This is a genomic window from Paenibacillus lentus (assembly GCF_003931855.1).
GTDB lineage: Bacteria > Bacillota > Bacilli > Paenibacillales > Paenibacillaceae > Fontibacillus > Fontibacillus lentus.
The window spans coordinates 3,730,834-3,743,055 of the sequence record NZ_CP034248.1; the positions used below are offsets into that span (position 1 = coordinate 3,730,834).

A 12,222-nucleotide genomic window follows, 5' to 3' on the forward strand; every position below is an offset into this window, starting at 1 on the left:
CCCCGTCACTCCGTTTCAGCTAATTTGCTGTTCTTTACGGCTTCCAAAAATGCGATCTTGCTGTAGGCCGTTCCGCCTTGTGCACTAGGATCAACGATGTTCACGTACAGATTATCGTTCTTTACCGCATTAATGCTGCTCCAGATCGGATTGCTCTGCAATTCTTCTAGTGCCTTAGGCGTATCCTTGTTCTCTCCATCCGAGAATTGAACGAACAGATAATCTGGATTCATTTCGGACAACTTCTCGAGCGAAATCATTTGCTGGGCCTTGGCCAGCTTCACTTCCTCCGGCACACTGGCCCCTAAATCCTCGTAGATCGACGGATTAAAGAAAACATTCTCCGGGTAGATCATCATGTTACCGGAACGCAGTCTAAGGAACAACACGCTTTTATCTTTCAGCTTCGGAGCGATCTTCTCCTTCAATTCAGCAGCCTCCTGCCTGTACGTCTCCAGCACCTGATTCGCATGCTCCTCCTTGTCTGTCAGCTCGGCGAGCAGCTTCAGGTTCGCTTCCCAATCCGTGGATATATGAGATACAGGAATCGTGACACCGACTTTACCCAGCTTGTCTAATGTCTCGGCTGGAAACTTAGTGCTGGCTAATATGACATCCGGCGTCAGCTTCAGAATGGTCTCGACATTCGGCTGCGTCTTCTCTCCTATGGCAACTGCCCCATCTGTGATTTCGGCAAATAATGGTTCGAACGCGCCTCCGACCGTCATGGCACCAGCTGGTTTAACATCCAACACAAGGGCATCCTCCATCGACTCCACCGACCCGGTGATCACGATTTTTTCCACCTGGGCGGGCACTATATATTCTTGACCTAAATATTGAATTGTTCTGGTCTCAGCCGCTGCATTCTCTTCTTTCGCTGTAGTGTTACCCGTAGAAACGGAATTATCGGTAGATTGATTTGCTGGGGCTGCTTCAGCAGGTTTGGCCTCTTCCTTTGCCCCGCATGCGGCCAGTCCAAGCATTGCTGCCAGCGCTAAGGCTAACATAGATGATTTCTTAAACATGTCTTGCTCTCCCCTCATTTTCGACTATCGTTGAGATTTATCTATTTTTCAACGATAATCATTCTCAATTACAGATTATAGGCCGCTCTGGATAAATGGAACATAGATTATTTCCAGATTACGTTTGGACGATTTCCATGCAGCTGAAATAATAGATCATCGATCATTCGGAGACAAGCATAGGCAGAGTACTCGCGCCAAGGATCCGAGGAGATCATATATACCGCGTTTCCGCGCACTGCCTTCAAATCTCGCCATAGATTGGACATTTGCAGGTTCTTCCAATAACCTAGCGATTCCGGCTCCTGGCATACGTTCAAAAGTATTCTATCCGCTTCCAGTACTGCGAGCTCCTCGATCGAAATGGCCTGCTCATAACTATGGAGCTCGTCTCGGCGAGGAAGCATGTTCAGCCGCAAATCATCATACAGCACTTCACGCATCCCTCGCAGTGGGCATACGTAACATTGCTGCTTATGAATGCTGATCAAGAGCAGCGTATCCTCGCCCAACTCCCGGCTGAGTCTTTCTCGCGCTCTGGTGGCCTTTCTCTCATAGTTATTCAGCCATACGTCTGCCTCTTGCGAGGCATTAAGAAACTCCGCCGTCCTTCTAAATTGTGCTCGCCAACTATCCTGCCAAGATATCGTGTATACAGGCGCAATGACCTCAAGCTGCTCCCTCTCCTCCTGCTGCAAATGATCATCGTCGCAGATAATGACATCCGGTCTCACATGGCGAAGCGCCTCGAGATTTGCCGGCCAATCCCGATTAAAGCGATAGGCGCTCAGATGCAGTGGAATAGCCGCTCGATGCTTGCGGTAGTAATAAGCTGTCCATTTCGGATGTAGAGGAGCTGCGTAGGGGATCATGTCGAGCGCCAGCAATTGTCCCAGAATCGACGGAGTATAGGCCACGATTTTGCGACGGCGATTTTTGACATAGATAGAGGGTGCCACACCTACCTCTTTCTTAAATTTCCGGCTGAAATAAAATTCGTCGCTATAGCCCACCTGAAGAGCAATCTCTCTAAGCCTGGTATCGGATTGCAGCATCAGCAGCTTCGCATGGTTCATCCTTACCTCTGTGATGTAATCGACAGCGCTCAGACCATAGGTTTTTTTGAATAAATCAACATAGTATTTCGGGCTTAACTCAGCCATGCCTGCGAGCAGATCAATGTTTAACTTTTGATGGTAATGGCTGTCAATGAACTCCTTTGTACGCTCAAGCGCTGCACGGGAATGAGATTCCGGAAGGCGGCGAACGTTCCCCAGCAGCCGATAAATCAACTCTTGAAACGCTGATTGTGCACGAAGCCGTTCCAGCGGCATATCCTGCTCCCAACAACTGAACATTAATTCGCTTAACAGGATCGTCTGAACATCATAGTGAACCGGTAGCTCGCCTATAATCGGATAATCAATCTTAGAGCCTGAATCATCCAGCACATCGAAACGAATCAGATAGACCTCAATTTCCTGCCCATTCTCAGCCTCTACTGCAATCGTCTGGCCCGGCCCAGCAAAATGCACGGCATCTCCTCTGATTCGATAATCCTCCATGTCCAGCTTTAACCGGCCCGTTCCTCGTTTGGATACAATTAGCACAGGTGACTCTACTAGCTGATGATCCATGCCTTTGCTTCGAATCCATGTAATCTCGCGCAGCTTGTACCAGAGCTCGGCCGCCAGTATGTATAACGATTGATGATCGATTTTAATAGGCAGCATATCTTCCACTCCTGTTGATAAAGATAAGAAATATATGAAAATGATAATCATTATCACATTTACGTTAACATAGATAGAATCAACGGGTCAAACGCTCGATTGACTTGGGCTAGATCAGACTTCCAAATACAACAAAAAACTGCTGCCCACAGGGCAGCAGCGATTAACTTTATAGCAAATACAACAGATTCTAATCATCAAATTCTATTTCAAAATACTCTCAACTACATCATCAATAATTTGGCTATTCGCTATAACACCCGTATAGAGCCAGCTTGATTCCCTATCAAACTCATAGATCTGCCCGTTCTTTACTGCCGGAAGCCCCGCCCAAATTGGATCGGATAACAGCTCTTCCATCGGCACAGCAGAGCTTACAACGAAAATATAGTCCGCATCAAGCTCAGCCAGCTTCTCCAGCGAGATTTGATTCCAGTTCGCTTCAGCCGTGGCCGATATCTCCTGCACAACCTCCGGTACTTTCAGCCCTAAGTCCCGATATAGAACATCCCCGCTGGAATACTTCTCATGAACGACATACGTATCCTTGCCCAAAGGCCACAGAACGACAGCTGATTTCTCGCCAATAGCGGTTTGCAGCTTCTCCTTCGCCTCCTTCGCCTTGGCATCGTAATCTTCCAATGCCTTCTTCGCTTCGTCTGCCTTGTTCAATACTTCGCCAACGACTAGCAACTCTTCCCGCCAATCATTGTTTTGCTCCGTACCGACGGTATAAGTAGGCGCGATCTTCGAATATTGCTCGTATTTATCGCCAGCGACCATTTCCGCACTATCCATAATGATCAAATCCGGCTGGAAGCTCATCACGGCTTCATAAGGAAGCTCTGACGGGATCGTCGGCACATCCTTTAACTCATACTGCAAATAATTCTGCACGGATTTCCCTTCTGCGACAGACCATTGTGCTACAGGCTTAACGCCTAAGGCTACGAGATGATCCTCCAGATAAGAAGCAATAATTCGCTCCGGATTTGCCGGAACCTTCACTTCATGGCCCAATGCATCCGTAAGCAAATGTTCCGTGGACTGCGATTCCTTCGCTTGATTCTCACCGGAAGCTGCATGGGTATTCTCGCTTGTACTTCCATTCGTACTTGCCGAGTTCAACCCGCCAGAACAAGCGCTTAACAACAATGTCAAGCTCAATAATACTGCCGCAAAGGCAAATTTGTATTTTTTGTTTCTCTTCATGTCCAATCTCCTCGCCGCCCAGATGATAATGATAATTATTTTCAATAATTTTAGTATAACCTGAATTTTACGGAGTTTCAATTAAAATTAATGCTATTCATAGGAGCCTCACATGAAATCAAAATGCCACTCTAAACGGCGTTACACTTCTTGATTTACCTGATTTGAGTACACTACTCATTTTGTCATCTACACTAAAGTAAGAATCAAATCGATTTGTTAAATGATCAGGTACCATGAATCAACAGTTATAACGTGAATCCAATTAGCTATTGCTAGATATAACCAAAAGCTATATCAACCATAATCCTTGGCCACGGATTCCTTGAGCGCCTCAACATAAGCAGCACCTAGCTTCGTAAGCGGCATATTCCGATGTGAGATCCACCCGACATTAATCGTCTCGTCACAGTCCAGAGGAACGGGAATGATGTCGCGTCCGTTCAAATCGGCGCTGAGCACGCCTGTAGATATTGTATATCCGTTAAGACCGATCAGTAAATTGAACAACGTTGCCCGGTCGTTTACACGAATCATCTTCTTATGCGACAGCGTACTCAGAATTTCCTCCGAGAAGTGGAACGAGTTGAACTCACCCTGGTCAAAACAAAGGAACGGATAATCGTCAAGCTGACCGATCGTTACGATCGACTGCTTCGCCAAAGGATTTCGCGCACTGATAAAAATATGTGGCCGCGCCACAAACAAGCTGGTAAACTGCAGCCCGGCATCATCAAGCAGCCTGTTAATAACCTTAGCATTGAATTCGTTCAAATACAAAATGCCGATTTCACTGTACATATGCTTAACGTCTTCAATGACTTCGTAGGTTTTCGTCTCTCGCAGCGCCAGCTCGTATTCGTCATGTCCATATGCATTTACAAGCTCTACAAAAGCACTAACCGCAAAAGCATAATGCTGAGCTGATACGGAAAAATGCTGGGGAGCCGGCTTCACGTTCAAATAGCGGCTCTCCAGCAGCGCAGCCTGCTCTACAACCTGCCGGGCATAGCTCAAAAATTCCGCACCATCCTTCGTGAGCACAATGCCTTTATTCGTCCGTTCAAAAATGGTGATTTGCAGCTTTTCCTCCAAATCCTTGATCGCATTGGACAAACTGGGCTGCGATATGAACAAGCGCTTCGCAGCTTCGTTCATCGAACCGCGGGTCGCTACTTCTATCACATACTTTAACTGCTGAAGCGTCATCCTCCATGCCTCCTTCGACAGCGTTAAAATAGATTAATCTTTGCATCAAATCATACCATGAATGATATGCGTCCCTGCCTTGTGTTGGATGGCAGCCTTCAAGCTTTCCGAATTGGTGATGATGACTCTGGATCCGCTTTGCTCCAAGAACCTTAAGCTAGCTTTGATCTTTGGCAGCATACTACCTTGAGGGAAATGATCTTCGAGCACATATTGCCTCGTTTCCGCCACCGTAATTACATCCAGTGCTTTCTGGTTCGGTTTGCCAAAATGGATGAATACTTTGGGTACACCAGTCGTAATGACCAAAGTCTCGGCTTGAATCTGTTCGGCCAGTAAACTCGTCGCCAGATCCTTATCGATCACAGCATCGATGCCTTCGTAGGTTTGATCCGCTCTCTTGACAACGGGAATCCCTCCTCCGCCTACAGCGATAACTACATAACCCGCGCCAATTAATGATTTAATCGCATCCTTCTCAAGAATATCAATCGGCTGCGGCGAAGGCACGACACGTCTGTAGCCCCGGCCGGAGTCTTCTACGAATACCCAGTCCGGATGTTCCTTCTCGAGCTTCTTAGCTTGCTCCAAAGTGAAGAAGGCGCCTACCGGCTTACTCGGGTTCTTGAAATTTGGATCGTCACTGCTGACTTCAACTTGTGTAATCACGGTAGCCACCTTTTGCTTCATACCACGGCGAATGAATTCATTCGTGAGCGCCTGCTGAATTTGATAGCCGATACCACCTTGGGTATCCGCTACGCAGTTGACCAGCGGAACGCTAGGCATACCTGCCACCTTCTCGGCAATTTCCCCGCGGCGAAGCGTAAAACCAACCTGTGGACCGTTACCATGCGTTACGACGACTTCGCAGCCTTCTTCAACCATATCGGCAATGTTGGCGGCAATTTTGCATACCGCCTCATATTGATCCTGTATTGTATTATCCTCATTACCTTTAACAAGCGAATTCCCGCCAATTGCTACTACCACCAATTCTCCCACTTTATCCTCCCAAGTTCCTTAGCTAGCTACCTGCGTAATCCCGTTTGTTTCTAGTAGAATATGTACTTCATAAACGAAATGATCACCCGCTAAAGAACCAATGTTACTTTAATTAAGCAGTTACTATCCTTACTATCCTAACTATACATACGACAGCAACGGCGGAAAGTCCAGACCCAAAGGAAAAACATATTCACCGCGAACCATTTAAAAATAAGCATAGCTATTGTATTCTGAACATGGCAAAAAAATAGACCACTCCTTCTGTCTCTTGTCAGGCAGTTGGTCTATTTCAATCAAATTATTATGAAACTTATAACAGTTTCTCACTTACTGCTGCAGCCGTACTCTCTTTGTTGACGATCGACTCATCCTTCGATCGTTTAAAATACTCAGCATACAGCACATCAAGCAGGTAGAGCTGAGAAATTTTTGCCGATAAGGAGCCGCCTTGCAATGGGCCTTCATTAGCTCCGCAAAGCAGCGTAAGATCGGAATAAGAAGTCAACGGCGATTTAACGAATCGCGTAATCGAAATAACCGTTGCGCCGCGCTCCTTCGCTTTTTTGGCCACTTCAATATTGTCCTTCGTCGAGCCCGAATATGAGATAATAACCGCAACATCCCGCTCAGTCATTAAAGCCGCCGACATCATCTGAAGATGCGAATCGAAGGTGCATTCCGCCTTGTTCGTTATTCGCATGAATTTCACCTTCGCCTCCATCGCAGTAATCATGGATGAGCCGACACCGAAGAACATAATCCGTTCAGCCCCAAGCAAATAATCGATAGCTTGATCGATCTTCTCGCTGTTCAATAAATTGAAGGTTTCATTCAACGCACTAATGTTGGATGCCAATACTTTCGAAGCGACCTGGTCAATTGTATCATCCATGAGCACCTGATCGGTCAACTGCGGAATCTCATTATCTACCGTAATACTGTGGGCCAAGGCGATTTTGAATTCCTGATAGCCTTTATAGCTAAGCGATTTGCAGAATCGGAAAATACTTGACTCCCCAACATGGCAAGCATCGGCCAGATCCGTAATCGACATATAAACTACACTTTTAGCGTTCTCCAGTACATAGTCCGCGACCTTCTTCTCCGTGTTCGTCAGGTTGTTATATTTCGAGTGAATTGATGTAAAAATACTTATTGGACGCAAGTTTACTTCCCCCCCTACTGTAAAAATAATGATGCTGCTCCAAGAACACCTGCTTTATTCCCTAGGGAGGCCTTCATAATTTTCACATCACGATAGCTAGGCATAACGAATGCCTTTGTTCTTGCTTCTACAAGCCGGACTAAATCATCCTGCTCCATTACGCCACCCCCAACGATAATAGCCGAGGGATTAAAGATATGAATGATAGAGGTTAAGCCGAAGGCGACTTCATCCACCCATGCATGTAACACCTGTTCAAGACCCTTGTTGCCCTGTTTGATTTTCTCAAATAATATTCTGCCATTTGTACAAGCTGGATCGATCTGTCCAGCCATTTGTACCAATGCCGTCGTAGAGGCGTATTTTTCATAAAAACGCGGCCTATTCTCTAACTGCAAACCTGCCGACGCATGAGTCACTATATGGCCAAATTCAGCCGCCACGCCGTTGGCTCCCCGATAAATTTGCCGATCTATCACAATGGCTCCGCCAATCCCGGTTCCGTATGTCAGGCATAAGAAATCATTGAAGTGCCGAGCTGCGCCGAAGCATGCCTCGCCTAGAGCAGCCGCATTCACATCATTTTCAACTTTAACGGGTTTATCGAATCGCTCTTCAAGCATATCCTTCACTCTCATACCGGTGTAATCAGGTATATTTTCGTTAGCGAAGACGATAAATCCTGCTTCTGAATGAACTTGTCCCGCTGTACTGATCGCAATGGCGTCAAATTCGCCATATTCTGCGATCTTTTCTATTAACCTAGCCATAACATGAGGGCCGCCCTGGCGGCTCTCCGTAGCATACTCTTGGAACTGTCCCAAATTTCCCTGCTCGTCAGTAATGCATATCTTTGTATTCGTTCCGCCAATATCTGCGGCTAATATTCTCATTCTCTCACAGCCTTCATGAACCTTTTGGTAATCTCCATCGGCCGCGTAATAGCCGAGCCAACAACTGCCGAATATACGCCCAGGTCATACATCTTTTTCAATTCCTCCGGTGTAGAAATTCCGCCTTCAGAAATAACTGGAACCGATAGATGTTTAACCAGCCGCTCTACTAATTCAAAATCGGGCAATGCCTTTCCTTTCGTAGCTGCCGTATATCCACTCAAGGTCGTTCCTACAAGATCAAAGCCAAGTTCCTCAGCGAGAACTCCTTCTTCATACGTAGAACAATCAGCCATAAATAGCTGATCTTTATACTTATCTCTAATCCGCGGGAACAACTCTGAAATCGTCGTTCCATCGGGCCGAACCCGGTCGGTCGCATCCATCGCGATAATATCTACGCCTTCATGGCATAGAGCATCTACCTCTTTTAATGTCGGTGTAATGAACACATCTGAGCCTTCATACACTTGCTTGATAATACCGATGATCGGCAAATTAACGGCTCTCTTAATCTCTCGAATATCTTCGACGCTATTAGCGCGAATACCGGCGGCTCCACCTAAAAAAGCGGCGTATGCCATTCTTCCCATAATGAAAGAACTATGGAGCGGCTCCTCGGGCAGCGCTTGGCAGGACACAATTAAATTTCGATGAATCTCTTTTAGTACTTCATGATCTGTCTTCATCTGTAACCACTCCAGGTTTTTATAAGTTTATTACTCTTTTACTGCGCCAGCTGTTATACCAGAAGTAAAATAACGTTGGAATAATATGAAAATGATCAGCATTGGAATGGCCGCTACGGTCGCTCCAGCCATTTTATAAGCAAAGTTTGGATTCAAGTCCTGCATTAATGTTGCAGTACCGACCATCAGTGTTTTCATCAACTTCTCTTGACCAACCACGAGCTGCCACAAGTAATCGTTCCAGACCTGAACAAAATTAAGGATAAACAATGCACCGATACCTGGTTTAACGATCGGCAGCATAATTCTCGTAAACGTCCGCCACTCGCTGGCCCCATCGATTCGCGCAGCTTCTCTCAAAGCGTTAGGTGTCGTATCAAAGAATCCTTTTAATAGAAATACTCCAAATGCTCCGGCAACGTTCGGCCAGATCATCCCACCGTAGGCATTAACCATATCAAAGTTCTGTACGATACGGAATAGTGGCACGATCATGATTTCCTTCGGGATCATTAAGCTTGAGACGAAAATAACATAAATGATATTACGGAATTTAAAATTGATTTTCGAAAACGCGTAGGCAGCCATTGATCCTATTACAATAACTAGGACGGTCGTAGCACCCGAAACGAAAATACTATTGAACGTCCAGCGTAAAGCCGGCTGGCTTTGAAATATATCAACATAATTGGAGAATGTGAACGACTTAGGCCACCAATCCGGCGGCATCTTTACAACATCCGAGCTGTTTTTCAGAGAACTCGTAACTAACCAATATAGTGGAAATAGGTTTAAAAGAGCGAAGAGGGTAATGATTACGTTAGATACGATATCGAATTTCTCCATTTTTTTCTGGTTCTTGATTTGTGACATCTAGCTTATCCCCCTCACTTGTCCTGAAGCATGCTTTTCAATTGAGGTACTGACAGTAACAATGTGATTACAAACATGATCACCCCAACCGCAGAGGCTACACCGAGTTGATTATATTTAAAAGCATTGTTGTAAAGGTAATACATTAATGTGACGGAGGCATTGTTCGGGCCGCCGCCGGTTAGCAATTGAATGACGACAAAAATCTTCAAAACTGCAATGATGTTGATGATCGTAATATACACAGTTGTCGGTTTGACAGAAGGAATTAATATTTTCCGAATAACCTGCCATCTGCTCGCTCCATCCACTTCTGCGGCTTCAAACAGATCTTTAGGTACGCCGATCATCGCTGCGATATACAGAATGATCGCTTGACCGACGTTCGTCGCAAAGGTTACAAAAATGATGACGGGCATGACCGTCTTTGGATTACCTAGAAGATTTATTGCTCCTAGTCCCATATCGCGGGCAAAATACGAAATTAATCCATTGGCCGGATTAAGCAAAAAACTCCAAACCATACTCATGACAACCATTGAAACCATAACAGGGATATAGTAGCTGCCTCTAATGAAAGAGACGTATCTTGCATTTTTATCAAAGACCGCAGAGGCAACGAATAATGCGAAGCCCACCGTAAGAATGACGATAAAAACAACGAATACAACGGTGTTAATAAGTGCTTTAAAAAATACGGGATCATTAAATAGAATCATGTAGTTTTCAAAACCTACAAACTTCTCGTTCTGATAATTAATTCGATACATGCTTAGCCTGATACCCTCGAAGATCGGATAAACGAGGAACATCAGAAAAACCAGCATCTGAGGTAAAATAAACAAATAACCAGTCATATTTTCTTTTGCGTAAATATTTCTTCGTAGTTTCATATCCATTTTACCTTTCTAATTAGCAGCCTTGGGCCCAGCTCTTCCAGGTCCCAAGACTGTTAATCGTGTAATGTTGATCGGCTAAGAGACTATTTGTTGTAAATTACGGAGCCTGCTTTATTCTGCTCGATCACCTTGTTGCCGCTCACTTGATAGTCCTTCACCATTTGCTCAGGTGTTTTTTGCCCCAAATACAGCGCCTGAAGCTCAGGGTACAGCACTTCTCTCAACTGGCTATAGCCTGGAACGTTGCCTGTAAAGTTGAACAGATATTGAGAGTTCGCATCATAAGCCGCGAAAAGTGGGTTTTCGTCTTTCAATTCCTCAGCTACGGAACTTCTTACCGGAATACCGTTCTTCGAAGATTTAACCAGTTCAGGATCCGTCGAGAAGAACTTAACAAAATCTTTGGCAACTTCCATTTTCTTGTCATTGCCGGATTGGAATACGCTAGCACCAACCACGTACGTGAAGGACAACGGGTCTCCGCTTTCAGATGGAATATTGGCAAGACGTACATCGAATTTTGGAGACGTACCGTTCTCCATATTCGTCTTCATATTGCTGAAGAGGATCGGATTCGTAAAACTGATACCAAGCTGCTGGTTCTGGAACATGGCGTTCGCATCGTTGGAGGATACGGATTCTGCTCCAGGATTCGTATAGCCGCCATCATAGAGTTTTTTGAGCCAAGCCGCCGCTTTAGCGCCCTTCTCGTCATCAAGCACGATGTTGCCTTCGTTATCGAAGAACGGGCTGCCGAATGTTCTCAGGTACGCCAAATTCCAGGTGTCGCCTTGATTATTTACAGCATACAAAGCCATCGGGTAAGCATTAGGATATTTGTCCTTTGGCAGATTGCTTTTTAAAGCGTCCAAAATTTGTTGATACTCATCCATGGTCCATGTTTTAATTTCGTTCTCTCCGCCAATGAAATTATCTAATCCAGCCGCTCTGAACATATCCGCGTTATATACGAGCGTGCCTGGATTATGCTGGAATGGATAGAAGTAGATGTCCTCCCCGAACGTTACGGCTTCCCAGAAGCTTTGGTCGATGTCATTCTTAGCTTCATCATCGATAATATCTGTCAATGGTACGATAGCGCCCCGGTGAACATAGTCGCCCATTGGGAATACGCTTTCAAAAAATACATCCGGAGGCGTATTGCTGCTCAGATTAACATTCAAGAGCTGATCACGCTGATCTCCTGCAATGACTTCTACTTTTACATTAGCATCGTATTTATCGTATTGAGCGACAAATTTCTCGGCCGCATGTTTCAAGAAACTATCATAATCCGCACCTTGCTCTGTTGCATCCAGTACACCTTTCCATTGCGGTGTTAGCCATGCCGTAATTTCAACTTTCTCTTTGCCGCCTTTCCCACCATTGGATGCGGTTTCATTTCCGGATTTATTGTTACCTGCGCATCCCGCAATCATCGATACAATAACCATTAGTGCTGCCGTTGTCATTAACAGACGCTTTCTAATCATGTGTAAGCCTCCCTAAATAT

At 45.4% G+C, this 12,222-nt stretch carries 11 protein-coding genes; all 11 read right to left on the reverse strand.

Annotated elements, in window-relative coordinates:
• Window positions 1-5: 5 nt before the first annotated feature.
• Window positions 6-1,028 (reverse strand): ABC transporter substrate-binding protein, encoded by a 1,023-nt coding sequence (locus EIM92_RS16765; protein ID WP_125083620.1) that lies wholly within the window; start codon window positions 1,026-1,028, stop codon window positions 6-8.
• Window positions 1,029-1,135: 107 nt separating this feature from the next.
• Window positions 1,136-2,761, reverse strand: a complete 1,626-nt coding sequence (locus EIM92_RS16770; RefSeq protein ID WP_125083621.1) for an ABC transporter substrate-binding protein — start codon at window positions 2,759-2,761, stop codon at window positions 1,136-1,138.
• A gap of 204 nt (window positions 2,762-2,965) precedes the next feature.
• The gene (locus EIM92_RS16775) at window positions 2,966-3,973 is read right to left on the reverse strand and encodes an iron-hydroxamate ABC transporter substrate-binding protein (RefSeq protein ID WP_211344381.1); all 1,008 of its coding nucleotides are present in this window, start codon (window positions 3,971-3,973) and stop codon (window positions 2,966-2,968) included.
• Between the two features lie 297 nt (window positions 3,974-4,270).
• Window positions 4,271-5,182 carry a LysR family transcriptional regulator gene (locus tag EIM92_RS16780; RefSeq protein WP_125083622.1) on the reverse strand — a complete coding sequence of 304 codons (912 nt, stop codon included), beginning with the start codon at window positions 5,180-5,182 and terminating at the stop codon, window positions 4,271-4,273.
• A 45-nt stretch (window positions 5,183-5,227) separates the two neighbouring features.
• Entirely contained in the window at window positions 5,228-6,187 is a 960-nt protein-coding gene (locus EIM92_RS16785; RefSeq protein ID WP_125083623.1) for a carbamate kinase family protein, read from the reverse strand.
• Window positions 6,188-6,500: 313 nt separating this feature from the next.
• Window positions 6,501-7,355 carry a MurR/RpiR family transcriptional regulator gene (locus EIM92_RS16790; RefSeq protein WP_125083624.1) on the reverse strand — a complete coding sequence of 285 codons (855 nt, stop codon included), beginning with the start codon at window positions 7,353-7,355 and terminating at the stop codon, window positions 6,501-6,503.
• A 14-nt stretch (window positions 7,356-7,369) separates the two neighbouring features.
• Window positions 7,370-8,248: an ROK family protein gene (locus tag EIM92_RS16795; protein ID WP_125083625.1), complete on the reverse strand. Its 879-nt coding sequence runs from the start codon at window positions 8,246-8,248 to the stop codon at window positions 7,370-7,372.
• A complete protein-coding gene (locus tag EIM92_RS16800) occupies window positions 8,245-8,937 on the reverse strand; it encodes an N-acetylmannosamine-6-phosphate 2-epimerase (protein WP_125083626.1) in 693 nt (230 codons plus the stop codon). The genes EIM92_RS16795 and EIM92_RS16800 overlap by 4 nt, the downstream gene beginning before the upstream one ends.
• A gap of 30 nt (window positions 8,938-8,967) precedes the next feature.
• Window positions 8,968-9,810 carry a carbohydrate ABC transporter permease gene (locus EIM92_RS16805; RefSeq protein ID WP_125083627.1) on the reverse strand — a complete coding sequence of 281 codons (843 nt, stop codon included), beginning with the start codon at window positions 9,808-9,810 and terminating at the stop codon, window positions 8,968-8,970.
• Window positions 9,811-9,824: 14 nt separating this feature from the next.
• Window positions 9,825-10,703, reverse strand: coding sequence for a carbohydrate ABC transporter permease (locus tag EIM92_RS16810; protein WP_125085247.1), 879 nt, complete (start codon window positions 10,701-10,703; stop codon window positions 9,825-9,827).
• Window positions 10,704-10,792: 89 nt separating this feature from the next.
• Window positions 10,793-12,202 carry an ABC transporter substrate-binding protein gene (locus EIM92_RS16815; RefSeq protein WP_125083628.1) on the reverse strand — a complete coding sequence of 470 codons (1,410 nt, stop codon included), beginning with the start codon at window positions 12,200-12,202 and terminating at the stop codon, window positions 10,793-10,795.
• Window positions 12,203-12,222: the final 20 nt, after the last annotated feature.

Excerpts from the sequence above, each read along its gene's own strand:
- EIM92_RS16765 (WP_125083620.1), bottom strand. The coding sequence starts at position 1,028 with ATGTTTAAGAAATCATCTATGTTAGCCTTAGCGCTGGCAGCAATGCTT.
- EIM92_RS16770 (WP_125083621.1), bottom strand. The coding sequence starts at position 2,761 with ATGCTGCCTATTAAAATCGATCATCAATCGTTATACATACTGGCGGCC.
- EIM92_RS16775 (WP_211344381.1), bottom strand. The coding sequence starts at position 3,973 with ATGAAGAGAAACAAAAAATACAAATTTGCCTTTGCGGCAGTATTATTG.
- EIM92_RS16780 (WP_125083622.1), bottom strand. The coding sequence starts at position 5,182 with ATGACGCTTCAGCAGTTAAAGTATGTGATAGAAGTAGCGACCCGCGGT.
- EIM92_RS16795 (WP_125083625.1), bottom strand. The coding sequence starts at position 8,248 with ATGAGAATATTAGCCGCAGATATTGGCGGAACGAATACAAAGATATGC.
- EIM92_RS16800 (WP_125083626.1), bottom strand. The coding sequence starts at position 8,937 with ATGAAGACAGATCATGAAGTACTAAAAGAGATTCATCGAAATTTAATT.
- EIM92_RS16805 (WP_125083627.1), bottom strand. The coding sequence starts at position 9,810 with ATGTCACAAATCAAGAACCAGAAAAAAATGGAGAAATTCGATATCGTA.
- EIM92_RS16810 (WP_125085247.1), bottom strand. The coding sequence starts at position 10,703 with ATGAAACTACGAAGAAATATTTACGCAAAAGAAAATATGACTGGTTAT.
- EIM92_RS16815 (WP_125083628.1), bottom strand. The coding sequence starts at position 12,202 with ATGATTAGAAAGCGTCTGTTAATGACAACGGCAGCACTAATGGTTATT.